At 47.3% G+C, this 26,448-nt stretch carries 23 protein-coding genes and 4 tRNA genes; 15 read left to right on the forward strand and 12 right to left on the reverse strand.

Annotated features, from left to right (window positions below; genetic code table 11):
• Positions 1–40: 40 nt before the first annotated feature.
• The 5 genes from lgt to LZD49_RS11430 form a co-directional block, all read right to left on the reverse strand.
• Positions 41–856, reverse strand: coding sequence for a prolipoprotein diacylglyceryl transferase (lgt, locus tag LZD49_RS11410; RefSeq protein ID WP_234667480.1), 816 nt, complete (start codon positions 854–856; stop codon positions 41–43).
• Between the two features lie 165 nt (positions 857–1,021).
• Positions 1,022–1,516, reverse strand: a complete 495-nt coding sequence (locus tag LZD49_RS11415; protein ID WP_234667481.1) for an RNA polymerase sigma factor — start codon at positions 1,514–1,516, stop codon at positions 1,022–1,024.
• Between the two features lie 165 nt (positions 1,517–1,681).
• A tRNA-Arg gene (locus tag LZD49_RS11420) sits at positions 1,682–1,755 on the reverse strand.
• 182 nt (positions 1,756–1,937) lie between these two features.
• Positions 1,938–2,011 (reverse strand) — tRNA-Pro (locus LZD49_RS11425).
• A 57-nt stretch (positions 2,012–2,068) separates the two neighbouring features.
• Positions 2,069–2,155, reverse strand: a tRNA-Ser gene (locus LZD49_RS11430).
• A 130-nt stretch (positions 2,156–2,285) separates the two neighbouring features.
• Here LZD49_RS11430 and LZD49_RS11435 point away from each other — a divergent pair.
• The 10 genes from LZD49_RS11435 to LZD49_RS11480 all read left to right on the forward strand — a co-directional run bounded on the left by LZD49_RS11435 (position 2,286) and on the right by LZD49_RS11480 (position 14,706).
• Positions 2,286–3,248 (forward strand): VWA domain-containing protein, encoded by a 963-nt coding sequence (locus LZD49_RS11435; protein ID WP_234667482.1) that lies wholly within the window; start codon positions 2,286–2,288, stop codon positions 3,246–3,248.
• Between the two features lie 38 nt (positions 3,249–3,286).
• The gene (locus LZD49_RS11440) at positions 3,287–4,006 is read left to right on the forward strand and encodes a tetratricopeptide repeat protein (RefSeq protein WP_234667483.1); all 720 of its coding nucleotides are present in this window, start codon (positions 3,287–3,289) and stop codon (positions 4,004–4,006) included.
• Between the two features lie 16 nt (positions 4,007–4,022).
• Positions 4,023–4,958 carry a phosphoribosylaminoimidazolesuccinocarboxamide synthase gene (locus LZD49_RS11445; RefSeq protein ID WP_234667484.1) on the forward strand — a complete coding sequence of 312 codons (936 nt, stop codon included), beginning with the start codon at positions 4,023–4,025 and terminating at the stop codon, positions 4,956–4,958.
• Between the two features lie 54 nt (positions 4,959–5,012).
• A complete protein-coding gene (locus LZD49_RS11450) occupies positions 5,013–5,435 on the forward strand; it encodes an STAS domain-containing protein (protein WP_234667485.1) in 423 nt (140 codons plus the stop codon).
• Positions 5,436–5,835: 400 nt separating this feature from the next.
• Positions 5,836–10,416 (forward strand): glutamate synthase large subunit, encoded by a 4,581-nt coding sequence (gene gltB / locus LZD49_RS11455; protein WP_234667486.1) that lies wholly within the window; start codon positions 5,836–5,838, stop codon positions 10,414–10,416.
• Positions 10,417–10,465: 49 nt separating this feature from the next.
• Positions 10,466–11,974 carry a glutamate synthase subunit beta gene (locus tag LZD49_RS11460; protein ID WP_234667487.1) on the forward strand — a complete coding sequence of 503 codons (1,509 nt, stop codon included), beginning with the start codon at positions 10,466–10,468 and terminating at the stop codon, positions 11,972–11,974.
• A gap of 117 nt (positions 11,975–12,091) precedes the next feature.
• Entirely contained in the window at positions 12,092–12,712 is a 621-nt protein-coding gene (locus LZD49_RS11465) for a polysaccharide deacetylase family protein (protein WP_234667488.1), read from the forward strand.
• A 2-nt stretch (positions 12,713–12,714) separates the two neighbouring features.
• Positions 12,715–13,473 (forward strand): TatD family hydrolase, encoded by a 759-nt coding sequence (locus LZD49_RS11470; protein ID WP_234667489.1) that lies wholly within the window; start codon positions 12,715–12,717, stop codon positions 13,471–13,473.
• An 8-nt stretch (positions 13,474–13,481) separates the two neighbouring features.
• Entirely contained in the window at positions 13,482–14,555 is a 1,074-nt protein-coding gene (locus tag LZD49_RS11475) for an asparaginase (RefSeq protein WP_234667490.1), read from the forward strand.
• A gap of 64 nt (positions 14,556–14,619) precedes the next feature.
• Positions 14,620–14,706: transfer RNA gene (locus tag LZD49_RS11480), tRNA-Ser, on the forward strand.
• 131 nt (positions 14,707–14,837) lie between these two features.
• Here the strand turns inward: LZD49_RS11480 and LZD49_RS11485 are convergent.
• Together LZD49_RS11485 and LZD49_RS11490 are read right to left on the reverse strand one after the other, a co-directional pair.
• Positions 14,838–15,896, reverse strand: a complete 1,059-nt coding sequence (locus tag LZD49_RS11485) for a calcium:proton antiporter (protein ID WP_234667491.1) — start codon at positions 15,894–15,896, stop codon at positions 14,838–14,840.
• A 71-nt stretch (positions 15,897–15,967) separates the two neighbouring features.
• The gene (locus LZD49_RS11490) at positions 15,968–16,720 is read right to left on the reverse strand and encodes a TerC family protein (protein ID WP_234667492.1); all 753 of its coding nucleotides are present in this window, start codon (positions 16,718–16,720) and stop codon (positions 15,968–15,970) included.
• Positions 16,721–16,879: 159 nt separating this feature from the next.
• On the opposite strand from LZD49_RS11490, the gene LZD49_RS11495 reads away from it, so the two are divergent.
• The 4 genes from LZD49_RS11495 to LZD49_RS11510 all read left to right on the forward strand — a co-directional run bounded on the left by LZD49_RS11495 (position 16,880) and on the right by LZD49_RS11510 (position 20,690).
• On the forward strand, positions 16,880–17,845 hold the full coding sequence (locus LZD49_RS11495) for a hypothetical protein (RefSeq protein ID WP_234667493.1): 966 nt from the start codon (positions 16,880–16,882) through the stop codon (positions 17,843–17,845).
• A 100-nt stretch (positions 17,846–17,945) separates the two neighbouring features.
• Positions 17,946–18,332, forward strand: a complete 387-nt coding sequence (locus LZD49_RS11500) for a GreA/GreB family elongation factor (protein ID WP_234667494.1) — start codon at positions 17,946–17,948, stop codon at positions 18,330–18,332.
• A gap of 187 nt (positions 18,333–18,519) precedes the next feature.
• A complete protein-coding gene (locus LZD49_RS11505; protein ID WP_234667495.1) occupies positions 18,520–19,194 on the forward strand; it encodes a VTT domain-containing protein in 675 nt (224 codons plus the stop codon).
• Between the two features lie 389 nt (positions 19,195–19,583).
• Positions 19,584–20,690, forward strand: coding sequence for an acyl-CoA desaturase (locus LZD49_RS11510; RefSeq protein ID WP_234667496.1), 1,107 nt, complete (start codon positions 19,584–19,586; stop codon positions 20,688–20,690).
• 217 nt (positions 20,691–20,907) lie between these two features.
• Here the strand turns inward: LZD49_RS11510 and tal are convergent, their stop codons facing one another.
• The 3 genes from tal to LZD49_RS11525 all read right to left on the reverse strand — a co-directional run bounded on the left by tal (position 20,908) and on the right by LZD49_RS11525 (position 23,435).
• On the reverse strand, positions 20,908–21,999 hold the full coding sequence (tal, locus tag LZD49_RS11515; protein ID WP_234667497.1) for a transaldolase: 1,092 nt from the start codon (positions 21,997–21,999) through the stop codon (positions 20,908–20,910).
• Positions 22,000–22,038: 39 nt separating this feature from the next.
• Entirely contained in the window at positions 22,039–22,389 is a 351-nt protein-coding gene (locus LZD49_RS11520) for a hypothetical protein (protein WP_234667498.1), read from the reverse strand.
• Between the two features lie 797 nt (positions 22,390–23,186).
• Positions 23,187–23,435 (reverse strand): hypothetical protein, encoded by a 249-nt coding sequence (locus tag LZD49_RS11525; protein ID WP_234667499.1) that lies wholly within the window; start codon positions 23,433–23,435, stop codon positions 23,187–23,189.
• Positions 23,436–23,651: 216 nt separating this feature from the next.
• Here LZD49_RS11525 and LZD49_RS11530 point away from each other — a divergent pair, with 216 nt between their 5' ends.
• Positions 23,652–24,287, forward strand: a complete 636-nt coding sequence (locus LZD49_RS11530; RefSeq protein ID WP_234667500.1) for a PH domain-containing protein — start codon at positions 23,652–23,654, stop codon at positions 24,285–24,287.
• 83 nt (positions 24,288–24,370) lie between these two features.
• Here LZD49_RS11530 and LZD49_RS11535 read toward each other — a convergent pair whose 3' ends face one another.
• Both LZD49_RS11535 and LZD49_RS11540 read right to left on the reverse strand, forming a co-directional pair.
• Positions 24,371–25,345, reverse strand: coding sequence for an alpha/beta hydrolase-fold protein (locus tag LZD49_RS11535; protein WP_310590485.1), 975 nt, complete (start codon positions 25,343–25,345; stop codon positions 24,371–24,373).
• 83 nt (positions 25,346–25,428) lie between these two features.
• The gene (locus LZD49_RS11540; protein WP_234667501.1) at positions 25,429–26,310 is read right to left on the reverse strand and encodes a pirin family protein; all 882 of its coding nucleotides are present in this window, start codon (positions 26,308–26,310) and stop codon (positions 25,429–25,431) included.
• Positions 26,311–26,448 lie beyond the last annotated feature (138 nt).

The following is a 26,448-nucleotide window of genomic DNA, read 5'->3' on the forward strand; positions in this document are numbered from 1 at the left end:
ATCGCTGAGTTAAACACCTTGGCTTTTATTAAATCCGCATTCAACTTCCCTTGTGAGGGATGTGGAACTTCGATGCAACAATCACAATACCTACTACAATAAAAGGAATACTAAGCAGCTGTCCCATATTAAGCACCATATCGTTTTCGAAGCTTTCCTGGTTTACTTTGAAATATTCGTCTATAAACCGGAGCGAAAAAAGAATCGTCAGCATTAGCCCAAACAGTATGCCATTTGGCCAATCGGTCCGCTTATTGTGCCACAAATAATACATGACCACGAATAGCAAGGCACAGTAAATTGCTTCATACAACTGAGCCGGATGTCTTGGGATACTATCAATATTTGTGAATACGAAAGCCCATGGCATAGTCGAGGGTATCCCTACCATCTCGGAGTTTATTAAGTTACCCAAACGGATAAATACTCCGCAAAGCGGGGCTACAATGGCAATCCGGTCTAGCAGCCAAAGGAAATTCAACCTGTTTTGTCTGGCATAAATGAACGTTGCGGTGATTAAGCCTATTCCGCCTCCGTGGCTGGCCAGCCCGGCAAGGCCTGTAAAATGGAATGCGGGTGTAAGCGAAACGGGCAATATTTCGATGGGATGCTGCCAATAGTATAACGGGGCGTAGAACAGGATATGCCCTAACCTTGCACCAAGTAACGTGCCAATGATGAGGTAAATAGCTAGTTTATCTATTTCGCCATTCGGACGTTTTTCAGCCTTGAAGATGTATGTACCGACCGAAATACTTAGAAAAACGCCTATTGCCCAAAACACTCCATACCAGCGCGGCACGTCCAGAAAGGAGAACACTTCCGGCCTGATGTTCCAAACGATGTAGTTCAGCATGTTTGACAAAAGATCAGCAAAAACAAAAATGACGACATGTTATAAACGAGCCTGCGAACTTTCGACCGGCTAGCAAGGTCATGCTGTATTGCCCCCAGAATATCTTCTTCTAAAATAAGCGGAAAGCCTTCATGCTGCTTTTGCAACTCCCAGGCCCTTTTAAGATCATCGATGTTCATGGAAATAATAGTCTTTAAGTCTGCACTTCAATCGGTTTAGCCTCGTGCTTACGTTGGTTGCTGAGAGGTCGAGCATCAAGGCGATTTCTTTATTGCCATACCCTTCCGCCCAAAGCATCACAATCGCTTTGTCGCAGTCGTCAAGGCTGCCAACCAGCCAGGCAAATATTTGCTTATCATCCGCAGTGGGGGCGAGATCGAATGAAAGTTCGTCCAGATGAGTCTGTGATATAGGCTCATGAGCACCGAGGTTCTGATCATTTTTCCGTTTCGTCAGGATCGTGTTAAGGGTAACTTTGTATATCCAGGTGCTGATCTTGGATGTACCACGAAATGTCGGGAAGGAACGCCAGAGCTGTAAGATCACATCTTGTCTGGCATCTTTAAAATCATCCGCCGCGGGGAAATAGGTCCGGCAAATGCTATTAATGATCCCAGTATTAACCTGAACAGTTTTTATAAATTCCTTTTCGAGAGACATGAGTTTCGTCGCTTAAATGCCATTCGATAGATTAGTATTGAAATTAGCGGATTTGTCACAGCAAGAATCTTTTTTTTGATTCCTTATCGCGCCCTCCGATCGAGCCGGCAACATTTCGACATAAAAAAAGCACTTGCAAAAAAATGCAAGTGCTTGACATTCAAGTGATCCCGTTTGGATTCGAACCAAAGACCTACTGCTTAGAAGGCAGTTGCTCTATCCAACTGAGCTACGGGACCTGGAATTATTTTAATACTTCGTTCAAAAAAAACAGGCAGTCAGCAGTGCAGGTTTACTGCATACGGCTTACTGCCTGTTTTGCTTTTATCGGTGAGACGGAAGTTGGAACGGTAGCGGTCCACCGTCTGCGACCCTCTGGCCCCAAACCAGATGCCCTCCTATCTTATTTTTTTCATTCATGTCGGGGAGACAGGATTCGAACCTGCGACCCTCTGGTCCCAAACCAGATGCGCTACCGGGCTGCGCCACTCCCCGAGAATTCTCTTTCTACTTTAAGAAAGAACCCATTATTTCAAACGTTCAGAAAAGGTGTAGAGGAAGCGGGATTCGAACCCGCGGTACCCTTGCGAGTACGGCAGTTTAGCAAACTACTGGTTTCAGCCACTCACCCATCCCTCCTTCTTTCCGTTCTGGGTTGCAAATATAGGGGGTTCGTTTTCAGAAATGCAAACATTTCAATAAAAAAACTTCACCAGAAGCCTGAAATGCCTATTTTTGGCAAAGTTTAAATTACCCCAATACGTTCATTATGAACTGGAATTACCCCTTTGAGAGCACTGAATATTTTTTTATATTTTTTTTCATTTTTGCCTACACCGCCTACATTATCCGAACTGTCAGGATAGCCCGGCAGCTTCAAACTACTGCCCGGACACTGATCATTAAACTGTTTCTTCGCAGCATCACCTTTTCACTTTTGATCATCAGTCTCCTTGGGCCGTCGTTTGGTGAGGCCGAGCGCGACATCCAGGCCAAGGGAAAGGACATCTTTATGGTGGTAGATCTTTCCAAATCCATGGACGCGGCGGATGTGACACCTTCTAGGCTCGAAAAAGTAAAGTTTGAACTCAACCGTTTCATCGAGAATGAGCGGGCCAACCGGATTGGCATTATCATTTTCTCAAATGACGCATACATTCACGTCCCGCTTACATATGACGTGGCTGCGCTTGAACTTTTCATACAATCCCTACAAACAGACCTGTTGCCGACGAATGGCACCAACGTGTGTGGCGCGATTGAAACGGCTTACAATAAGCTCATGAACACCGCCGACCCCACAAGCCGGGCCAAGATGATGGTGCTCTTTACCGATGGCGAAAACAGCACAGGATGCAGCAATTCGGTTTTTAATAACCTCAGGCGCTTTGGCATCGGGGTATATTCGGTGGCAGTGGGCACGAAGGTGGGCATCAGCATACAGCACAACGGCAAGCCCCTGATGGACAAAAACGACAAACTGGTGATTAGCAAGCTCGACGAAAATTTCCTCCACGGTATAGCCAATTCATCGCGCGGCTCCTATTATGAGCTTAATAATTCAAAAAATGATATTCCGAAGCTCATCAGCGATATCAACCAGGCCGAAGGTGCATTGGTAGACTCGCGGACGATCACCGTCGTGAGTAACAAGTACTATTATTTCCTTGGTGCGGCATTGATTCTAATCCTGCTGGACGTACTAATTACCATCGGGACGTTTCGACTCTAAGCGCAATTCCCTATTTTTGCACGCCAATGTGAACCGATATGACGTCTTTGATCCTTTATGTCCTGCTTTGGCTTTGGGATAACCGGACTTTCGATTCCATTACCAAGGCTAACCAGCGAAAGCTCGATGCCGAACAGGCATTTAAGAGTAAGGAATATTCCAAATCCGCTGATCTATATTACCAGATCACTTACGGCTCGCTCTTTTCTGATCCCGCCGCAAGATTGAACCTCGCCCATTCACTATATAAAACAGGCGATTACAAACAGGCTTTGAAACATTACCGCCTGCTGAGCGATATCGACAATAGCGGCATTGCATCCGTTGCCAATGCGCAGATCGCATTGATTCTGGTAAATAAAAAAGACACGGCCAGCGCGCTCACCAACCTGAGAACTGCGCTCCGGCTCGAACCCGGCAATGCACTGGCGAGAAACAACTATATCATCCTCAAAAAGAGCTTTTCGGGCGTAGACCAGCCTTCGGACCTGACGACACGGAAAAGGCGGTCGGAACAGCAGAGTAATACGCAAAGCCAGCCACAAACTCCGCCCGAACCACCGAAGGAATCACGGGAGGTGACGGAGGATTTTAAAAAGGAAGAGTTATTGAAAAGTCTTAGGGCGATGAACATGACCGAAGAGCAGGCCAGGGCCATTCTCGATGCCATGAAATCGAACGAATCCCAATATATTTACCAGCTCCGGCGCAAGCAATACAATCAGAAGCCCGGACAAAAAAGCGAAATCGAATGGTGATTTTATCCATAATCTAATGAACAGCATACCAGCAACCAACTTCCAGTTTCCCGGCCAGACCGCCTTTTATAAGGGGAAGGTCCGTGACGTTTACTCGTTCGACCAACGCCTCGTCATGATCGCTACCGATCGCATTTCTGCATTCGACGTGATCCTGCCGCGCGCCATTCCTTATAAAGGCCAGGTTTTGAACCAGATCGCCGCACATTTCCTGAACGCCACTTCCGACATCGTGCCCAACTGGCTCGAAGAAGTGCCCGATCCCAATGTGAGCATCGGTATCAAATGCCAGGCTTACCCGGTGGAAATGGTGGTGCGGGGTTACCTGGCTGGCCATGCGTGGCGGGAATATAAGTCGGGAAAACGCGAAGTATGCGGTGTGGCCTTGCCCGACGGTTTGAAAGAGAACGACAAGCTACCCCAGCCAATCATTACCCCCACAACCAAGGCGCATGAAGGCCACGACGAGGATATTTCAAGAGCGGAAATCCTTGCACAGGGCCTTGTAAGCGAAGACGAATATGAGCACCTGGAACGCTATACACTCGCCTTGTTCGCAAAAGGGACTGAAATGGCGGCAGATCAGGGGCTTATCCTGGTGGACACCAAATATGAGTTTGGGCAATTGGATGGCACGATTTATTTGATCGACGAAATCCATACCCCTGATTCCTCGCGGTACTTCTACAAAGACACTTATGAAGAAAATCAGCGCGCCGGAATCGCACAGAAGCAGCTTAGCAAGGAGTTTGTGAGGGAATGGCTGATCGAAAATGGTTTTCAGGGTAAAGACGGCCAGACCGTCCCTGAAATGACCGATGAAAAAGTTGCTTCGATCTCCGAACGTTACATTGAGTTGTTCGAGCAGGTAACGGGGATGAAATTTCAGAAAAACAATCTGGACCACCCGCTGGAAAGAATCGAAAAAGCAGTGCTGCGCGCATTGGCATAACATCCTGGCGTATCTATCTATACAAAACACTTGTTGCACAAAACGACAACCGAAATGGATTTTAAACTGGAAAAGAAAGAACAATACGTTTACATCGAAACCGAGGAAGCCGCTTTCGCCGGGGATGTACCCGCTTCTTTCGAAGAAACAGCCCGCTCGCTCTTCCGGGAAGGCTATCACAGCCTGATCGTGAATATGCAGACCGTCAAGTCACTGGATGCAGCGGGAATCATTACATTAAAGAAAGTAAACCGCCTCTGTGTAAACGACCTTGGCATGCTCGCAATCGTGACGCGCGATGACGATTTCATCGATCTTTTGGAGGATTTACGCATTCCTGATCTCACCGTTTTGCCTACAAAAGAGGAAGCGATCGATGCCGTTTTCATGCACAGTCTTGAAAATGAATTTGGTGCCGGCGATGACGATTATGATGATGAAGATTACGAGGGCGTGAGCGAATCCAAAGAGCCCTGATATTTGAATTGTATAATTTTTCAGCCTGTTATGAAAACGTCCCGCCAAAATACCGCGGGGCGTTTTTTGATGTCATTCCCACACTTTTTATATTTTCCTTAGGCGCTTTTTGTAATCCTCCAAGGCACCGAAAATGACCTCTCCGACCTTCGAAAATGGCAATCAATAAGGCAATCTGTTACACTACTATCAATATTTCTATAATAATTGTAACTAATCGACCAAATGCATATTAGTGGTAGAAAATTTTGCCATTCGCATATTAAGCCAAATATTTTTTATGATTATCTTGCGTGGCTTTACCCAATTCATCACACACTGGGGGTTTCGCTTTCCTTTTAAAGTGCTTATTTAAACAAATTCTAATTACGAATTTGTTAATTACTCTACAATTCGATAAATGTCGCAAATGTCTGAACAAATGGTAGAAAATCAGGGACTGTACCGCCCGGAATTTGAGCATGATGCATGTGGAATCGGTTTCCGGGCTAACATCAAGGGTCGTAAGTCGCACCAGATCGTGGCAGATGCCATTCACATGCTTGAAAGGATGGAGCATAGAGGTGCAACTGGTTTTGACCCTAACACCGGTGACGGTGCTGGTATTTTAATTCAGATCCCACATGAATTCTTTGTTGAAGAATCTACCAAATTAGGGTTTCATCTGCCGGGTGCGGGTGAATACGGTGTGGGGATGATCTTTTTCCCGGGCGATGAGATCGTACGGGAAGAGTGCCGGGACATCCTGAACCGAAAGATCAAGAAGCTGGGCCTGCAATTGCTCGGCTACCGCAAGGTCCCTACCCTGAACAACACCCTGGGTGAAGGCTCGCTTTCCGTTGAACCAGCGGTGGAGCAGGTGTTTATCAAACGTCCGGACGACATTACGGACGATATGGCATTTGAACGTAAGCTGTTCATTCTGCGCCAGGTATCCACCCGTTTGATCAAAGACACTGTGAAAGGCGGCGCGAAGTTCTATTACTCTTCGCTTTCATGCCGCACCATCTCCTATAAAGGACAGCTTACCACTGCCCAACTGAAATACTACTTCCCCGATTTGGAGAACGAGTCTGTCGTATCTGCATTGGCGGTAGTGCATTCCCGTTTCTCAACCAACACATTCCCATCGTGGGAGCTGGCCCAGCCATTCCGCTACATCGCGCACAATGGCGAGATCAACACCGTTAAAGGAAATGTGAACTGGATCCGCGCCGGGGAAAAGTCATTTGAATCGGAATACTTTACAAAAGAAGAAATGGACCTGCTCCTGCCGATTTGCGACAGGAACCAGTCCGACTCCGCCAACCTGGATAATGCCATTGAATTGCTGCACCTTTCGGGTCGCTCATTGCCGCATGTAATGATGATGCTCGTTCCGGAAGCATGGGACGGCAACGACCAGATGGACCCGGAACGCAAGGCATTTTACGAATACCATGCGGCCATTATGGAGCCCTGGGACGGCCCTGCATCAATCTCGTTCACCGACGGTAAAATGGTAGGCGCCACGCTCGACCGGAATGGTCTGCGTCCGTCACGCTACTGGGTGCTTGACGACGACACCATCATTATGGCGTCCGAAGCGGGTGTGCTCGAAGTAGACCAGGCACGCGTCGTGACCAAAGGTCGCTTGCAACCCGGACGGATGTTCGTCGTGGATATGGAGCAAGGCCGCATTATTCCGGACGAAGAAATCAAATCACAAATATGCTCCGCGCAGCCTTACCAGCAATGGCTGGATGAGAACAAGCTGCACGTAGACCAGCTCGATCACCCGATCCGCACCTATCGCGCTTACGACGACAATGCATTGCTGAAACGTCAGGTTGCATTTGGTTATACTTCGGAAGACCTGCGGATGATCCTCGCACCCATGGCCCAAACCGGCATGGAAGCGATCGGGTCCATGGGTACAGACTCTCCGCTGGCAATCCTTTCGGAGCAAAGCCAGCATTTGTCAACCTATTTCAAACAACTTTTCGCACAGGTTACCAACCCGCCGATCGACTCGATCCGGGAGCGTGCAATCATGTCTCTGATCTCGTTCGTAGGCAGCACAGAGAACATTCTGACGGAAACACCAAAACATTGCCGCCAGATCGCATTACCGCATCCGATCCTTTCGGTGCAAGAATTCGACAAGCTGCGTTTCGTGGATAAGGACGGCTTTCAGGCTAAAACCATAAATACCTACTTCCGCGCCGACGAAGGTGGAAAAGCATTGGAAAGAGCTTTGGACAGAATCTGCCGTTACGCGGTAGATGCGATCGAAGACGGATTTGAAATCCTCATCCTCTCCGACCGTGCCATCGACTCCGACCACGCGCCGATCCCTTCATTGCTCGCAACGGCAACCATACACCATCATTTGATCCGCGAAGGATTGAGAGGCAAAGTTGGCTTACTCGTAGAAGCGGGTGACGTTTGGGAAACCCACCACGTAGCGACATTAATAGGTTACGGTGCGGCTGGAATTTGCCCTTACATGGCCTTCGAAACGCTTTCGCACATGAACCGCAAGAACATGATTGAAGGCGAGTTCACGGACGAAAAACTGCACTACAACTACATTAAGGCCGTTAACAAGGAGCTTTTGAAGATATTCTCGAAAATGGGAATCTCGACCCTGCAATCTTACCAGGGAGCGCAAATCTTCGAATGCGTCGGCTTGAATAAAGATGTAATCGACAAATATTTTACAGGAACCATCTCGCGGATCAGCGGTATGGGCATTCCTGAGATTGCACGCGAGATTCTGGTGCGTCACAAAGTGGCTTATCACGAAACCGCCGAGCAGAAGCCAAGATTGGAAGTGGGTGGCGTTTACCAATGGAAACAACGGGGTGAAGCACACATTTTCAACCCGCAGTCTGTGCATTTGCTGCAACAATCGACCCGCAATGCGAGCTACGAACAGTTCAAGAAATATTCTAAACTGATCGACGACCAGAGCCACAAAGCGCTGACATTGCGCGGATTATTGAGATTCAAAAAAGGCAATGCGATTCCATTGGAAGAAGTCGAGCCTGTGGAAAACATATTTAAACGCTTTGCGACCGGTGCTATGTCCTTTGGATCGATTTCCTGGGAAGCGCACACGACGCTGGCCATTGCGATGAACCGCATTGGCGGTAAATCCAACTCCGGTGAAGGTGGCGAAGACGAATTGCGCTACAACAAGTTGCCGAACGGCGACAGCATGAACTCGCAGATCAAACAAGTGGCATCAGGACGTTTCGGCGTAACGAGCCATTACCTGAGCAATGCGGGTGAATTGCAAATCAAAACGGCGCAAGGTGCAAAACCGGGCGAAGGTGGTCAGCTTCCGGGCTTCAAAGTGGACGACTGGATCGGCCGTACCCGTCACTCGACGCCGGGTGTAGGCTTAATCTCACCTCCTCCTCACCACGACATTTACTCGATCGAGGATTTGGCCCAGCTGATCTTTGACCTTAAAAATGCCAACCGCGCCGCTCGTATCAGTGTGAAACTGGTATCAGAAGCCGGTGTAGGAACCGTGGCATCCGGTGTGGCGAAAGCACATGCCGACCACATTCTGATTTCGGGTTACGACGGTGGCACCGGAGCCTCTCCATTGAGCTCGATCCGCCACGCGGGTCTGCCGTGGGAGCTTGGGTTGGCCGAAACGCACCAGACGTTGGTCAGAAACAAATTGCGCGGACGGGTAACCGTTCAGGCCGACGGACAGCTCCGCACCGGCCGCGACCTCGCGATCGCCGCATTGCTCGGTGCCGAAGAATGGGGTGTAGCCACTGCCGCATTGGTTGCAGCAGGTTGTATTATGATGCGTAAATGCCATCTGAACACCTGCCCGGTGGGTGTGGCCACGCAGCGTAAAGAACTCCGCGCATTGTTCTCGGGTAAGCCTGAGCATGTGGTGAACATGTTTACCTACATGGCGGAAGAACTACGCGAGATCATGGCACAGCTTGGTTTCAGAACAGTAAATGAAATGGTTGGTCAGGCGCAATACCTCGAACTGCGCAATGACATTAAACATTGGAAATATAAAAACCTGAACTTCGACGCGATCCTGTACAAAGAAGGCGACCTCTCGGTAGCGCAATTCAAACAGGAAGAACAGGATCACGGCATCGACGCCATTCTCGACATCGACCTGATCCGTTCCGCAAAACCGTCGCTGGACAGCCAGGAAGAGATTTACGCGGAATTCCCGATCAACAACCTGAACCGGTCGGTGGGAACAATGCTTTCGAACGAAATTTCTAAGAAATACGGCGGTGTGGGCTTGCCAACGGGCAATGTCCATTTCAAATTCCGCGGAACAGCCGGCCAGAGCTTTGGCGCATTCAACACCACCGGCGTCCGTCTGGAACTGGAAGGAGATGCGAACGACTACTTCGGAAAAGGCCTCTGCGGTGCAGAACTGATCGTGTACCCCGACCGCGACGCGAAATTCAAACCGGAAGAGAACATTATCATCGGTAATGTGGCATTCTACGGTGCTACTTCGGGTGATGCCTACATCCGCGGAACGGCGGGCGAGCGCTTCTGCGTACGTAACTCAGGCGCGAAAGTGGTTGTGGAAGGTGTGGGTGACCACGGTCTCGAATACATGACGGGCGGTTTGGCGATCATCCTCGGCGAAACCGGCCGCAACTTCGCGGCGGGAATGTCGGGTGGAGTAGCTTACGTGCTCGACAAAGCCGGCAATTTCGAAGAGAAAGTGAATAAAGAAATGGTAACGCTGGAACAATTGAACGAAGAAGATCAAAGTATTCTCCGTGAATACCTGGATAAGCATTTCCAGTACACAACCAGCAATATTGCTTTCCAATTGATCCAGAACTGGGAAGAGTCTGTCAAGAAGTTTGTCAAAGTAATGCCTTCCGACTTCCGCAAAGCGCTGGAAGGACGCGGTATCACATTGGCGCAGCAGATTGCAGACAAAAACGTGGTGTACAAAGACATCGTCGTGGACGTGGTGCACCAATAATTTTTCAGTTTAGGATCAACTATCAGAATTTTTAAAATCAGTAATAAGAATGGGAAAACCAACCGGATTTTTAGAGTTTGAAAGGGAGTTGCCAAAAAAGAGAAGCGTAGACGAGCGTCTGAAAGACTATCGTGAGATCGAAACCGCACCGACCGACTCTAATTCCAAACAGCAGGCAGCCCGTTGTATGGACTGCGGAATTCCTTTTTGTCATAATGGTTGTCCGCTGGGCAACATCATCCCCGAGTTCAACGACGCGGTGTATGATGAAAACTGGGGACTGGCCTATGAAATATTAGCATCTACTAACAATTTCCCTGAATTCACAGGCCGCATTTGCCCCGCTCCGTGCGAAGCATCCTGCGTACTGGGCATTAACAAGCCACCGGTGGCGATCGAGTATATCGAGAAAGCGATCATCGAGAAAGCATTTGAATTGGGCTTGGTTAAACCAAGAATCCCTAAGTTCCGCACCGGCAAAAAAGTAGCCGTGGTGGGTTCCGGACCTGCGGGAATGGCTGCGGCTTACCAGCTCAACCAGGCGGGGCATTCAGTGGTATTGCTGGAAAGAGCGGATAAAATCGGGGGACTGGTACGTTACGGTATTCCCGATTTTAAACTGGACAAAGGCGTTATCGACCGTCGGCTGGCCGTAATGGAAGCGGAAGGCGTTGAGTTCCGTACCGGTGTGAATGTGGGTGTGGATATCAAGGCGGATGAATTGCAGAATGAGTTCGACGCGGTGCTTCTGACCGTTGGATCGACTGTGCCAAGAGATGTCAAAATCCAGGGCCGCCAGTTTAAAGGCGTGCACTTCGCAATGGAATTCCTCAGCCAGCAAAACAAACGCGTAGCCGGTATCGACCGGGTGGTAGATCACCGCGGCACAACTTATGCGAATGGTGAAATCCTTGCCACCGACAAACACGTGGTGGTCATTGGTGGTGGTGATACAGGTTCCGACTGCGTAGGTACTTCGGGCCGTCATGGTGCGAAATCCATTACGCAGATTGAATTGATGCCTATTCCTCCGAAAGACCGTGATGCTAGCACTCCATGGCCAAACTGGCCGATGATGCTCCGCACGTCCACCTCGCATGAGGAAGGCTGCGACAGACATTGGTCTATCAATACCAAAGAATTCGTAGGCGACGAAAACGGTAACCTCACGGCATTGAAAATAGTAGACCTAGACTGGCAGAAAGACCCTGAGTCGGGCCGTATGCAAATGAAAGAGGTGGAAGGCAGCGAGCGTACCATTCCTTGCGACCTGGCGTTTCTGGCAGCCGGCTTCTTGCACCCATTGCAAGAAGGCCTGCTAACCGACCTTGATCTGGAATTCGACGAGCGCGGCAACATCAAAACCAACGGGTATCAATCTACTTCCAACGAAAAAGTGTTTGCTGCCGGTGACTGCCGTCGCGGACAATCGCTTGTCGTTTGGGCGATCTCCGAAGGTCGTGAAGCGGCCCGTTCTGTCGACGAATACCTGATGGGCGAGTCGTTCCTGGAAGCGAAGGCGGTATCGATGCTGAATCCTGTATTTGCGCACGCATAATTCAATAAAGGATTTAAGCCAGCCTCTATATATTGTTATTGTAAGAAAGCTGCCTTTACCCGGGCAGCTTCTTATTTTATATCCCTTTATATTTGAAATCAGATTCATCACGCCGCTATGTTTTTGCATCATTCTCCTTTCTGGCTCAGGGCATTCTTTCCCGGTTTCACCTGGCGCATTCCCGCGAAGGACAAGACGATTTTCTTAACCTTCGACGACGGGCCCATTCCCGACATTACAGAGAATGTGTTGGAGCTATTGGCCAAATTCGATGCAAAAGCTACCTTTTTCAGCATTGGCAATAATGTGCTGAAACATCCCGATGTGTATGAAATGGTAAATAAAGGCGGGCATTCTATTGGTAACCATACTTTTAACCACATGAATGGCTGGAAGACGGATGACGCTGTTTATCTCGAAAACATTGAGAAATGCCAGCAGCAGCTTAACCTCGCCACGCAACTCTTCCGCCCGCCTTACGGAAGGATCAAAAAAAGCCAGTCAAAAGTGGTTTTAAAAGACAAGCAAATCATCATGTGGGATGTCCTGAGTGGCGATTTTTCAGCCGACATTACGCAAGAAATCTGTTTAAAAAAATCGATTCAACACACGCGGCCCGGCTCCATCGTGCTCTTTCACGACAGCATTAAGGCCTCCAAAAACATGCTTTACGCATTACCCCGTTACCTCGAACATTTTCGGGCTGCCGGATACCGGTTCGAGCCATTACCGATGTAAATATGATTGAAACCCACGCCCACATATACAGCGACGACTACGCTGTAGACCGCACCGAAATGCTCGACCGCGCCTGGAATGCAGGTATCGAGCAAATATGGATGCCAAACTGCGACCATGAAACGATCGACGGCATGCTCGAACTGGCCGAGAAATACCCCGGCAAATGCCTCCCGATGATCGGCCTGCACCCGACCTATGTAAAAGATGGTTTTGAAAAGGAATTGCAGGTCATGGAAGACTGGCTGGGCAAATATCAGTTCATTGCCGTCGGAGAGATCGGCATGGACCTTTTCTGGGACGTTACATTTAAAGAACAGCAGGAAAAGGCATTTCTATATCAATGTGGCCTCGCACGCAAGCATAATCTCTGGATTGACATTCACAGCCGGAGCGCTTTTTGGGAAACCGTAAAACTCATTGAAGACTTCGCCGACCCCGCATTGACCGGCATTTTCCATTGCTTCACGGGCACGTTGGAAGAAGCACAAAAAGCCATTGAACTAGGTTTCAAGCTTGGCATTGGCGGTGTGGCAACATTTAAAAATGGTGGTTTGGACAAAGTGATCCCGCATGTGGATCTGGCACACCTGGTGCTCGAAACCGACGCGCCTTACCTGGCTCCTGTCCCCTATCGCGGCAAACGCAACGAAGTCGCCTACATAGACCTTGTGGCCCAACGCGTGGCCGATTTGAAAGAAATGAACAAAGCAGACGTCATCGCCGCCACCACCGCGAATGCGAAAAGCATGCTCAAATAGTAGTTGTAATGAGTTATTCTAAAATCCACATCAATCCCATCTCCCCCGAACCGACCGTCGGTTCCGTACTTGTGATTTACACGGGAGGCACGCTGGGGATGGTTTATGAAACGAAAGGCAAGCAGCTCGTTCCCTTCAATTTCCAGCAGATCATCGAAAAAGTACCGGAAATAGGTCGGCTGGATTTTGATATAACCTTCCTTTCCTTATCCGAGCCCATCGACTCATCGAACATGAGCCCGGCCATCTGGATTGAAATCGCAGGCATTATCGAGGCGCATTACGAGCAGTTCGACAGTTTTGTGATCCTGCACGGCACGGATACAATGGCTTACACGGCGTCGGCATTAAGTTACTTGCTTGAAAACCTCAACAAACCCGTCATCCTTACCGGCGCACAGTTGCCGATAGGCGTTGCCCGCTCGGACGCGCGCGAGAACGTGATCACTGCATTGGAACTGGCAGCAGCCAAGAATGCGGATGGCCACCCGATTATCACCGAAGTTTGCATCTACTTCAACTCTTCGCTGCTGCGCGGCAACCGTTCCAAAAAGCAGGAAAGCTCCGATTTCAATGCATTCCATTCCGAAAACTATCCCGCACTGGCCAATGCCGGCGTGCGGATCGAATATAATTTCCCCTACATCAAGCCTTACGAGCCAGGTTTGAAACTCAAAGTCCACAAAAACCTTGACACCCATGTCGCATTCCTGAAAATGTTCCCGGGCATCAGCCAGCAAGTTGTTGAATCGATTCTGAACATTGCAGGACTCCGGGGCATTGTCCTCGAAACGTATGGCGCCGGCAACGCGACGACCGAACCGTGGTTCCTCAACGCAATCAGCAACGCCATTGAGAAAGACATCATCATATTCAACGTCTCCCAATGCGACGGTGGCCGCGTTTCCCAAGGCCAGTACCAAACCAGCAAGTTTCTCGAGCAGATCGGCGTCATCAGCGGCTCTGACATCACTGCGGAAGCGGCGATCACGAAAATGATGTACGTTTTCGCCTGCGAAAGTGCCATCGGAACTTGCGTTGAAATGCTTGGAAAACCCCTGCGCGGAGAAATGAGCATTTGATTTAACGACTTAGATTTGGAAACAAAAATCTCTTCCCTATCTTTGCACCCCATAACCACGAAATAGAGAGGTGCCCGAGTGGTTGAAGGGGCTACCCTGGAAAGGTAGTATGTGGGTAACTGCATCGTGAGTTCGAATCTCATCCTCTCTGCAAGTAAGAATACCAAAAAAGCATCAAATCCTGTAAATCAAACATTTACAGGATTTTTTGTTTTTCAGAACTAACCAGAATATGCAAATTTTCCCAATATCTGGGTGAGCAGTACTCGGCGTTAAAAGTATTTAAGGGAATACTATTGTAAAAATGTACATCATCAGGTTGACCAAGAGCACAACTGCATATAAGCTATTCGTTTGTCCCTTATTGAGCGAGAGCATTACCGTAAAGATTGAAAGAACAAGCAAAACCATAGATTTCATGCTCAAACCTAAAATAAGCGGGAGATCCATTATTGTACAAACAACCACCACAGTTGGGATACTAAGTCCTATACTTGCTAATGCAGAGCCAAGTGCCAGGTTAATGCTGGTTTGATACTGGTTACGTCTTGCAGCGCGGATGGCGGCTATGCCTTCCGGCAAGAGTATAACAGCTGCAATAGCCACACCTACTAATGCAGTCGGCAACCCGGCTGCAATCACTCCGCCTTCAATTACAGGTGAAAGGTTTTTAGCAAGGAGAATAACTACCCCTAAACAAACCAGCAAAAAACCCAAACTCACTAAAGCCTCCGCTGGGGTAACAGCTTTTTCCTGACCGGACACTTCAGTCAAAAAATATTTTCGATGCCTTATGGTTTGCGTAAATATAAAGGACCCATATATTACAAGACAGCATATACCAATAACAATAAGCTGTGGGGCACTGTAAGATGGTCCGGCAATACTGGTAGTGAAGTTTGGGAGAACCAGGGTGAGCACTAAAATTGATACAAGGCTTACCAAAGCAATGGTTACGCTTTTTGTTTCGAAGCTCTGTTCTTTAAATTTCAAAGCTCCTACAAACATACTGATACCCAGGATGCCATTTAGAATAATCATAACGGCTGCAAAAAGTGTATCCCTTGCATAGGTATCGGCACCGGCACCTCCCGTCAACATGAGTGACACAATGATCGATGCTTCCAAGAGTGTTACCGCTACCGCTAAGATAATGGTGCCGTAAGGTTCGCCTACCTTGTGCGCTACTACCTCAGCATGATGCACTGCAGAAAGTACACCCACAATTAAAGCGATTGTAGCTAACATATTGACTACAAAGCCGGTCCCAATTGGCAAACCCAGATAAAAGATCCAGGCAAAAATGGGTGCTATGTAAGTCCAGTGGAGTATTTTTTTCATAACAATAAGGTAATGTTCGAAATTACACCAACCAATTCAGTATTAGGCACCCTATTTACTTATTTGAACAACTATGGTAGGAGGCGATCTTCTCCTTGCTGGTAATGTTCATGGGTTTTAACAGGTGCACTTTTTGATTTGTTCATTCGCATTTGAAACACATCAACCAGCAGTGAAAATGCCATAGAAAAGTAAATGTAACCTTTTGGGATTTCAAGACCGAAGCCTTCACTGACCAAAGAAAAGCCAATTAGCAACAAAAAGGACAAGGCCAGCATTTTGAATGCAGGATGCCGGTTTACAAAATTACTGATTGTTTCAGCAGCCACCAGCATTAGTATCACCGTCGCAATAACTGCCACATACATTACCCACACTTCCTTTACCATACCAATGGCGGTTATAATCGAATCGATGGAAAAAACCATATCCATGATGAGTATTTGCGTAAGGACTTGCCCGAATGAGGAAGCTTTTATCTGTTTACTCTGGTCGCCCTCTTCGCCCTCCATTTTATGGTAAATTTCCGTAGAACTCTTGTAAAGCAGAAATAAACCTCCTGCGAGTAGGACAAGCTCTTTCCCGGAGAAGCCTTCCCCGAAAACCACGAATAGGTCCTTATCCAATTTCATGATAAGAGAAATCACCAGCAGAAGGCCAATCCGCATCACACCGGCGAGTACCAGGCCGTATTGTCTGGCTTTTTTCTGCTGATTTGCCGGAAGCTTCGCGGCGATTATTGAAATAAAAATTACGTTGTCAATTCCTAGGACCGCTTCCAAAGCGACCAGCGACAAGAGAGAAACGATGACTTCGAATTCCATGGATGGTTGATTATGTTATCATTATAAGGACTAGCACCGTCTTAACTCCCCGTTATGGGCGGGTTTGTTTCTAGTCTGGCAATTCAATATTTTAAAATCATTTTCTTTTCACGGATTATTTTAGTAAATTTACAACTGTAAAAATGAAAAAGCAAAAAAATGACCTATCTCAGTGCTCAGCCGCAGTTCACTACTTCATGGGATGATATCTGTTACCCTGTAAATCCAGTGTGGCTGGCCGACCTGCTGCCAGATTATGAAATCATGGCTACGGATAAGCAGCAACTTATTGTTGGTCAGCCTTTTCGCGGAGCTAAGACGATTTTCGGTATTCAAAGCGCCGACTATGCTATTATACCCAACATATTGATCAGAGAAGTTGTCGATAAGCTCTTTGCTGACTATAAACTGGAAATCAAATACACGACTACGGGGGAATTTAGCATTAACATCATTCTTCCTGAGCAGCTCTCCATCGGCGGCGAGCAGTTGCAGCGCAGCATGATTTTGACCAATAGTTACAATGGAAAAACCCCATTTAGTGTCCAGGGCAAGACTTTGACGGCCATGCTGGACGGTTCCGGAACGCCTGGCACAAGCATGTACCGCGCAGTTTGCCAAAATGGACTAATGGGATGGGCGGATTCCTTTTCCGAACTACCAAAATATCAATCCTGGTTGAAGGAACGCGGACAGGGAAAAGAAAAAAAGCAGAGGCCCAACAGTGGCGTCAACGCAAAAAAAGATACGGCCAGCCGAAAAATTCACCACAGCAGACAAACTCCTGAACTCTTTCGGGAGCAGCTATACGAACTGCTGGTTGGTCAGAATTACAAAAGTCCTACCCTGACGACTTCTGTATATGAACATCTTCAGCAAAAATCCGTTGGCAGAGCGGATGAAAAAATGCTAAAAACACTGCCAATTCCTGTTCAGCTGGCCAAGCAAGCCTATGAGCGACTTAAACTGGAGCAGCGCCTTCTTGACGCGGATTCATCTTACTGGTTGATGTACAATGCTGTCAATCACGCTCTTTTCAATGCACGCAGCAGTCTTACTCTAAATGACCGCTACAAGCTTGATGAAAAAGTTTTCCATGAGCTCGCAGCCAGTTCTTTAAGATAATACAAAGTGCTGTGTGCGCTTTATCGGCTCACTTGCTGTATGCCATATGCCCGGGTTAACCTTGGCAACGCGCATACGGCTTAAAACTATTTATACCTATATGAACAATCAAAGAAACACAGTCATACTTAGCGAAGACGATTTTCGCATGTTGAAACAGTTTGCAGAAAACTTCCCTAGCAGCCCGAATGAAATGACGCTGTCCTACGAGTTAAACCGGGCTATCGTCGTCGAAAATGATCAGTTGCCGGAAGATAGTGTCCGCCTGAATTCGCAAGTTCGCGTAAGGGAGCTGGCTAGCAACAAGGAAATGGAATTCAGTATAGTCATGCCCGCCCTGGCAGACATCAAACAAAAGAAGATCTCTGTGCTTACACCTATGGGAGCAGCCATGATCGGACTTTGTAAAGGCGAGACCATTGAGTGGAAAATGCCTGCCGGTATGAAAAAGTTTGAAGTGATGGAAGTTACTCAGATCGCAATGTAAACAGCGAATGTCCGATCACAGGCCCCGTTTTGGAAATTAAACAGACTAACTGAAATGATCATGGAAAACGAAAAAAGTAGCCCGGAAAAGGAAACGTTTACGGTTATGCTCTACGCATTTACGATCATGCTCGTTTATATCACCATTTGCTTATTGATGGTAAACATCAAATAAAAACACTTATATAATGGAATTTTTTAACCAGATCTCCGATGTCTTTTTCCACCTGGATAAACATTTGGGACACATCATTGAGCAGTATGGCGCATTCACCTATGTGGTCCTCTTTCTCATTATTTTTATAGAAACAGGGGTTGTGTTAATGCCATTTCTTCCTGGCGATTCATTACTATTTGCAGCAGGAATGATGGCTGCGAAATATTCCGATTCGCTCAACATCTGGCTCATTGTTGCACTGCTTATTATAGCGGCCATACTTGGCGATAGCTGCAATTACCTGATCGGACGCCGTTTTGGAGCTAAAATTCAACAGATCCGCCTTTTCGGAAAAAGAATGATCAAGCCTGAACACCTTGCTCATACCCATAGTTTTTATGAGAAATACGGAGCGTCCACAATTGTAATAGCACGTTTCGTGCCCATTGTCAGGACTTTGGCACCCTTTGTTGGAGGCGTTGCGGCTATGAACTACGGCGTATTTTTTAAGTTTAATATCATCGGGGCTATTCTTTGGGTTGTGAGCCTGGCATTTGCCGGCTACTTTCTGGGCAGTATTCCACTGGTGAGGGACAATTTTGAAAAAGTAGTGTTAGGAATCGTTGCATTATCAGTATTGCCAATATTATGGCAGCTAATTAAAGCGAAATTTAGGCCTACCAGCCAGCCAAAGGTGATGGTTTAGGGTTAGCCTACTTGAAAAAATCGCCATATCGCCTCCGCTTCTATGCTGCAACTGGAAGTCAAAACCGTCTGAGAGCCGAATCCCGTCAGAATGTGCTGGCGAAGATACATGACGTGAGTCTTTTTAAACCCAAAGGCCAAAATTGCTGTCTGCTTTATCTAGTCCTCTCGAAGGAATAAGTGATCCGTATAATTCTATACTGTGGAAATAAGGGGAGCAAATTGCTGATAACGAGATTGTCGTACTCATAGCAACTCGGCATCCTCCGAACCGAGCCATATTAGTCCTTTGGTAAGATATTTAAGGGATGCGCTGCTCTTCGTTATTGCTTGGCTATGAACCTACCAGTTATTGCCAGGTACATAACCTCAGATAAATGTTAATCACTTATGATAACCGGCAAAATTAAATTCGCTGCAGCAGAAAAAAGCCTGTTTTTTCCGACACTCAAAGACAGGATAGACCAGTACTTTGCCCAAGGTCGCAAGTCCCGCTATGCCAATAAGGAAATGATCATCAAAACTATCGTCTTGCTATCCGGATACATTATTCCATACATAATTCTTCTTGCATTTGCGCCGCCACTGGCCGTAAGCCTGGTACTGTGGCTAATCATGGGAGCCAGTATTTCAGGAATTGGGATGAGTGTAATGCATGATGCCAATCATGGGGCATTTTCCAAGAGCGCTACCATCAACAAGTGGCTCGGACGTACGATCTATTTGGCTGGCGCCGGAGTGGTGAACTGGAAACTGCAGCACAATGTGCTTCACCACACCTATACCAATGTGGCAGACCTGGATGAAGATATTAAAGACCGGGGTGTAGTGAAGCTTTCACCACATGATAAAGCAGGTCCTATGCATCGCCTTCAATGGATATATGCCTTTTTATTCTATGGCATTGTAACGCTGTATTGGGTTTTGTTAAAGGATTTTATCCAGTACTACCATTTTATTAAGGCCGGCATAAACCGGCAAAGCCAGGCTGAGAACCAACGGATGCTAGCTGGATTGATCATTTTGAAAACCGCCTATTTAGGTATCTTCTTTGCAATTCCTGTGCTTGTGTTTAAAATCGCGTTCTGGCAGATACTAATCGGTTTTCTGCTCATGCATTTCACAGCCGGATTAATACTGACCGTGATTTTTCAACTGGCTCATTCAGTAGAAGGGACGCAGTATCCCTTACCTGACGACCACGGCGTAATCCATAAAGATTGGGCTACACACCAGTTAGAGACAACCGTAAATTTCTCTGCCGACAATAAGTGGCTGAGCTGGTATATCGGGGGGTTAAACTATCAGATTGAGCATCATTTGTTTCCCAAGATATGCCATGTGCATTATCCGGAACTGGCCCCGATTGTCAAACAAACCGCCACTGAATTTGGCTTGACCTATCTTGAAAACAAGACCTTCTCGACAGCTTTGAAAGCCCATATTAGGAGTTTAAAGCGTTTCGGCGCACCAAACTTGGAAGAATCAATTGTATAATCGTTGATGGTGTGTATAGTGCACAGTAACATTTAACGAATGGAAAACCAAAAAATCAGGGTTTTCAACTTACAAAATCAATCGTCTTGCTTTTTACTGTCGCGTTTTTCCTTTTTATCTGCACGCTTTTCTTTCAAGTTCTTAGCAGGCTTTTTCTTATCGTCTTTCTGCACCACTTTTTGATTTGACATATTTTTTGTTTGTTAGAATGTAGTGATTACTTCTGTCTTTCGATGGCATCCAGCAGTTGTTGGAACGGCTTGCTAAACTTGTCAATCCCCTCTTCTTCCAGCTGTGTTGCTACTGCATCCATATCAATGCCGGCTACTTTTATCCTTTCAAGGATGCCGGCCGCACCATCAATGTCCTCTTCCAAACGGCTTGCCGGATCGCCGTGATCGCGGAATGCCTGCAGCGTTTCCATAGGAATGGTGTTAACTGTATCAGGCCCGATGAGTGCTTCTATATAGCGAGTATCTTTAAAAGCAGGGTCTTTGCTACTGGTGCTTGCCCATAACAGCCGCTGCGGTACTGCGCCTTTTTCGGCGAGCTTTTTCCAGCGATCTGTGCTGAACATGCGTTTGTATATTTGGTATGCCGTCTTTGCGGATGCAATCGCTACCTGACCTCTTAGATCTCCAAGTCCTTTCTGGTCTAAAAACGGGTCAACTAAAATGTCGATGCGACTTAAAAAGAAGCTGGCTACTGATGAAATATGGTCTACCGGCAAGCCATCTGCCGCCCTTTTTTCCAGGCCAGAGATGTAAGCCTCGGCCACGGCCTTATAACGGTCCAGACTAAAAAGTAAGGTGACGTTCACATTTATGCCTTCGCTGATCGCAGTCTCGAATGCGATCAATCCAGACTCCGTCCCTGGGATTTTAATCATCACATTTTCCTTGCCGACTTGCCGCCATAGCTCGCGCGCCTGCTTGATGGTCGCTTGTGTATCCAGGGCCAGAAATGGGGAAACTTCCAGGCTCACATATCCGTCGGCACCAACAACCCCTTCCTCATTGTAAACCGGTGCCAACAGATCGCATGCCAGTTTAATGTCCTCCACCGCTATGCTAAAAAATATCTCTTCATTTGTTTTGTCACTTTTTGACAGCTGGGCAATATCCTCGTCATAATCTGAACTGCTGCTAATTGCTTTTTCAAAAATAGCAGGGTTGGATGTAACGCCCCTTAAGCCATCTTCTTCAATCAACTTTTTCAATTCACCAGAAAAGATGATCTTACGGTCAATGAAGTCCAGCCAGATGCTCTGTCCAAAATCATGTATTTGTTTTACTTTACTTGTCACCATCGGAAACGTTGATTTAAATATTTTAGATAAGTTGAGCGCTCATTGCTCCTGCTCACTGCAAGCCCCGGTTCTTAAGGCAGTAGCCAGAGCTGAAAGCAGCGATGGCATTTCCCCCTCAGCACCGATATCCGGGGCAATCTGTAAAACTTTTGCGGCTATTGCTTTCATTTGATCTGTAACACCTGTCGAATCTGTCGGGTCTGATATCAACAAACCTTTGAGCTTGTGCAACTGCTGAGCGATCGGCTGTGTATTTTCACTTTCCGAAAGCGGCAGGATCCATTGATTGATCAACGCTATTCCAGCCTGTGCGGTAACAGGCTCCTGGTTGCCCATTAGCATGCTAGTTGTAATTTCCAATAACTCGGTTGTATCAGCAAGACTCTTCATAGTTATGAATAGTTAAAATTACATGCGTACTTGTCAAACCAACCGGAGATGCCTGCTTAAACCAACCGAAACTGACTCCTGCAAATCATCTGCTTAGAAAGGTATGTGATTCGACTTGCCGCTTTACTATTGTCTCATCTTTAAAAGGTTAAATCGATTTGTTGATCAATTCCCAGAACAAAGGAATAATGGAATTTTTTTGTGAGGCGTATTCAGTAAATATCATGCCATAGCATTGATAAGTTGGCAGCAATGATCAAGAACGCGCTGATTTTCCTACCAGTTACCTAACGAAGTATGTGGTATACACTTCTGATAAAGGAAAAATCTCATTTAGCGACAGGCAATGCCTGAGGAATTTTGTTCCATTCCGTTCAGTCCAAATGGTAGTCTCAATTGGTTCACTGAGCATATAAGCCGGGCAGGCAGCCCAGAGCTGGATTTCGCTCTGTGGCATTTCTGGCGAGCGGTAGACTTGCCTGCCGGCCAGTTCAACTAACGTCATGCTGTGTACGTTAATTGCTAAAAAGGAATTTGAAAAGGGGCCGGGAGATCCTCAGCCCCTTTTCGTTACCGTCGGCCTGGGTATTCCAGGCGGGTTGCTCTCCGGCAGAGCTCATTTCTGCTTTACCAAGCAGTGGTTGGTTATCACTTTGTCGGAAAGCTCGCTGACGTCTTGGCTTTGGGCAATTGCTTTACTATCTGAAAATGTTTGCAGAGGTGTTTTGCCATGACAAACATTGTAATATTAGATCCGCTTACCTGACTGCTTTAACGGTTTCCTTGCGGCTTTTAGCTTACGGACAAAGCTGGTCAAGCAAAGCCAGTAATGCGCGAAGTGCATCCTTGATTCGCTGTGGGATCAACGGAAGACTGAGAATTATTGCGATCACGGGTTTTAGCTTTTTATAAAGCTCACAAATTTTACCCGTATTGACAGCGCCAGCAACCCCGACGCTCGACACGTTGAAGCTTTCCAGGTTCATTGAATCGATTTCCTTTTCAATAGAAAGCAGCTCCTGGATTGTGATTGATTTTTCTTCCATTTTAACAAATGATTAAGTGAACGAATAGGAACTTAACCATCTCAAGACGACGATGAGGGTAACATTGAAAGAATATGAATCTTTTGTTAAAAGTGCACCCAAACAGCCCCATGAGAAGGATGGTCAAAAATAGCAGCAGTGGCGGATGGGCACACGGGGCTTTTTCCCGTTTTTAATTGGGTATTTTTCTGATATCGAAATGAAAAGTCTAATAAAATGCTCGACCATTTAGCGGTAGCCTATGGAAGCAACCCACCAAATGCATTGCCTGTTCCCCGGTTATCAAACTTGCCGGTAAACAGGCAAAATTATTTATATTTAAGTATCACCATCGCTTTATGTACCGCCATGAAATACAGCGCCTCATTAGATAAATCTACTAAATTGCTCACGATCGGACTGACGGTATTCTTTATCGCAGTGCTCGTTTTTGAGGCCGTTACATTTTCTGCCGAGGCAAGAGTAGGCTTCTTCGCTTCCGCTGTGATCCTGGTCGTGACTTACCTGTACGCTTATCTTTACCACCCGACGGGATATACACTTAATGCAAGCGAGCTGCACATCCATCGCCCCATTGGCAGCCTGACTTACGCCCGCGGACAGTTCACATCTGTAAAGGTCGTTCCAAAGGAAAACCTGAGATACAGCCTGCGCACATTCGGCGTCGGCGGCTTGTTCGGCTACTACGGAAAGTTCTACAATGCTGCCTATGGTCATATGAGCTGGTACCTCACCCGTCGCGAACATCTGGTAATGATCACATTGGAGAACAAAAAGAATATTCTGCTTTCGCCCGACGAAGCGGATGCCTTCCTCAAAAACTTGCAGACCGACACACCATTGTTTAGCTAGGGCACGAACCCCCACCTATTTGCTTAGCAGATTTTTGGAAAAGAACGGCAGCATCTTTGTCTCGATCCGCTCACCGATTTTGTTTAGATGGTCGCCCTGATATTCTTCGTAAGCATGCTCGACTTTGTAGTTGGCATCACCTCATGCAGCCTTTTAATATTGGTGGCAATGGGCTGGTCACGGTCACCGGCGTCGAAGCCGATCCCTTTCATTTGTTTGAGATTGGTAATGTATTGATCGATATCCGATAGCGGCACATTAGCACTCCATTTGATCTCGGCGGCAGGACTTAGCTTCCCATTTTCGACGATCGGGTCAGTGAAGAATGGCGGTCGTGTCGGATTGGGAGACCAGGCTGCGGCATAGGCGAGGGCGGCTTTGGTCAAAAAATCGGCTTTTGAGATGTCCTCCACCGTTTTTACTGCTTCGATTTTGGCAATAGCCTCGGACGACGAATGCACGTTACCCGGTGCAAGACAGCATGGACTCAGCAGATAAATGCTGGAAAATATCTCTGGGTGGCGTTCCCCGATCCGGATGGTGCCATATCCTCCCATCGAATGTCCGGCCAAACCGCGGCTGTGCGCTTTCGGGATCGTGCGGTAATGCCGGTCGATGTAGTTAATAAGCTCTTTGGACACAAAGTCCTCCCAGTTGCCGGCAGTAATGGAATTAGAATAATAGCTGCCGCCACTGCGTGTGAACGCATTGGGTGTAACGATGATCATCTCTTGCGCCTGTCCCGAAGCAAATACCTTATCGACTATTACCGGAAGGTTAATCCAATGCTTCACAAATCCGTACCATTGTGCATCCGTGTCCGTGAAGCCATGCAGCAAATACACCACCGGAAACCGTCGTTTTGCATCTTTTTTATAGCTGGGCGGCAAATACACCGACACGTCCGGATCGGCCGGGTTACCTTCCAAATTGCCTTCGAGAGCCTTACCGTGCACTTTGATCCGCTCCACAGCGCCTTTCAGAGGCGCTTGGGCAAATGTAATCGCAGGCGCGATCAGGATTGAAAACAAAAAGGCGGTCAATCTACTTTTCTTCATTTCAGGTCAGGTTTTAATATGGCCCCAAATTAAGAAAGATTGACCGCCTGTTAAAGCGCATTTTCGATGACAATGATTTTCTGTTAATAAAGAAATCGCTGCCCCTCCTGCAAAGTCGAAACATGCCTCATTTTTCCGTGGCGAAAAGCACTGTAAAGCTCCCTGATCTCGTCCTGATGGTCGGAAATAAACGGGCCATAGGAAATTATTTTATCGTTTTGTGGCTCGCCCGCGTATAACACGACGCGTGCGCCCCCGCGGTCCGCGACTACCGTCAAATCGCTTGTTGCACCTACCGAACCCCTATCCAACCAGCCTACCTGACTGGCAATCAGTGATTTCTGATCATTTCCTACTGTCACATTTCCTTCTATCACATACAGAAACGCATTGTAAGATGCCGGCAGTGATTCGCTAAGCCTGGCACCCGGTTGCAAGCGAATATCCGCGACGATCAACGGCACGTGGTTTTTTACCGGCGAATGTAAACCCGCGAATGAGCCACTGTACAAAACCGTTTTCACCCCGTTCATTTCCACCGTCGGTGCATTTTCAAAAGAGAGGTCCTGTACCCTGGGTTCCGCCCAGCGGTCGGCTTTGGGCAGGTTCAACCACATTTGCAACATACGCATCCGTGACTTGCCTTCGATGGTTTCGGTATGCACGATACCGCTACCAGCGGTCATCATCTGGAAATCGCCTTGTTTCATGATATGGGTTTCATCGCCGATTTCGCCTTCGAGCAAAAGTGAAACTGTTTCAAAGCCGGCATGCGGATGTGGCCCGCCCACGGGTTCGTCGTCTTGTTTGTCGAGAAAATCGTCCATTAGCAGAATGAACGGGTCACTGTGTTCGAACTCCTTGTAAACTACTGCCCGCGCCGTATGGTCGGGACCGAGAAAACCCGGCTCCGCAGCCGGTGTTTTGATACTGACTATTTTCCTCGTTATACTTTGATTTTCCATGATGTGTTTTCCTCTCAAGATTACTGAAACCATGGCCGGCTTCATTTAGTAAACAAAAACAGCACGCTCACTGTGCGCCATACACCGCTATACATTTTGTTAGCACAATGCGGCTGATGTGCCTCATACAGGAAATCA

It is taken from the genome of Dyadobacter sp. CY261, assembly GCF_021440085.1.
Lineage (GTDB): Bacteria > Bacteroidota > Bacteroidia > Cytophagales > Spirosomataceae > Dyadobacter.

Coding starts and splice junctions, on each gene's coding strand:
- lgt (WP_234667480.1), bottom strand. CDS start 856: ATGCTGAACTACATCGTTTGGAACATCAGGCCGGAAGTGTTCTCCTTT.
- LZD49_RS11415 (WP_234667481.1), bottom strand. CDS start 1,516: ATGTCTCTCGAAAAGGAATTTATAAAAACTGTTCAGGTTAATACTGGG.
- LZD49_RS11435 (WP_234667482.1), top strand. CDS start 2,286: ATGAACTGGAATTACCCCTTTGAGAGCACTGAATATTTTTTTATATTT.
- LZD49_RS11440 (WP_234667483.1), top strand. CDS start 3,287: ATGACGTCTTTGATCCTTTATGTCCTGCTTTGGCTTTGGGATAACCGG.
- LZD49_RS11445 (WP_234667484.1), top strand. CDS start 4,023: ATGAACAGCATACCAGCAACCAACTTCCAGTTTCCCGGCCAGACCGCC.
- LZD49_RS11450 (WP_234667485.1), top strand. CDS start 5,013: ATGGATTTTAAACTGGAAAAGAAAGAACAATACGTTTACATCGAAACC.
- gltB (WP_234667486.1), top strand. CDS start 5,836: ATGTCGCAAATGTCTGAACAAATGGTAGAAAATCAGGGACTGTACCGC.
- LZD49_RS11460 (WP_234667487.1), top strand. CDS start 10,466: ATGGGAAAACCAACCGGATTTTTAGAGTTTGAAAGGGAGTTGCCAAAA.
- LZD49_RS11465 (WP_234667488.1), top strand. CDS start 12,092: ATGTTTTTGCATCATTCTCCTTTCTGGCTCAGGGCATTCTTTCCCGGT.
- LZD49_RS11470 (WP_234667489.1), top strand. CDS start 12,715: ATGATTGAAACCCACGCCCACATATACAGCGACGACTACGCTGTAGAC.
- LZD49_RS11475 (WP_234667490.1), top strand. CDS start 13,482: ATGAGTTATTCTAAAATCCACATCAATCCCATCTCCCCCGAACCGACC.
- LZD49_RS11485 (WP_234667491.1), bottom strand. CDS start 15,896: ATGAAAAAAATACTCCACTGGACTTACATAGCACCCATTTTTGCCTGG.
- LZD49_RS11490 (WP_234667492.1), bottom strand. CDS start 16,720: ATGGAATTCGAAGTCATCGTTTCTCTCTTGTCGCTGGTCGCTTTGGAA.
- LZD49_RS11495 (WP_234667493.1), top strand. CDS start 16,880: ATGACCTATCTCAGTGCTCAGCCGCAGTTCACTACTTCATGGGATGAT.
- LZD49_RS11500 (WP_234667494.1), top strand. CDS start 17,946: ATGAACAATCAAAGAAACACAGTCATACTTAGCGAAGACGATTTTCGC.
- LZD49_RS11505 (WP_234667495.1), top strand. CDS start 18,520: ATGGAATTTTTTAACCAGATCTCCGATGTCTTTTTCCACCTGGATAAA.
- LZD49_RS11510 (WP_234667496.1), top strand. CDS start 19,584: ATGATAACCGGCAAAATTAAATTCGCTGCAGCAGAAAAAAGCCTGTTT.
- tal (WP_234667497.1), bottom strand. CDS start 21,999: ATGGTGACAAGTAAAGTAAAACAAATACATGATTTTGGACAGAGCATC.
- LZD49_RS11520 (WP_234667498.1), bottom strand. CDS start 22,389: ATGAAGAGTCTTGCTGATACAACCGAGTTATTGGAAATTACAACTAGC.
- LZD49_RS11525 (WP_234667499.1), bottom strand. CDS start 23,435: ATGGAAGAAAAATCAATCACAATCCAGGAGCTGCTTTCTATTGAAAAG.
- LZD49_RS11530 (WP_234667500.1), top strand. CDS start 23,652: ATGCTCGACCATTTAGCGGTAGCCTATGGAAGCAACCCACCAAATGCA.
- LZD49_RS11535 (WP_310590485.1), bottom strand. CDS start 25,345: ATGAAGAAAAGTAGATTGACCGCCTTTTTGTTTTCAATCCTGATCGCG.
- LZD49_RS11540 (WP_234667501.1), bottom strand. CDS start 26,310: ATGGAAAATCAAAGTATAACGAGGAAAATAGTCAGTATCAAAACACCG.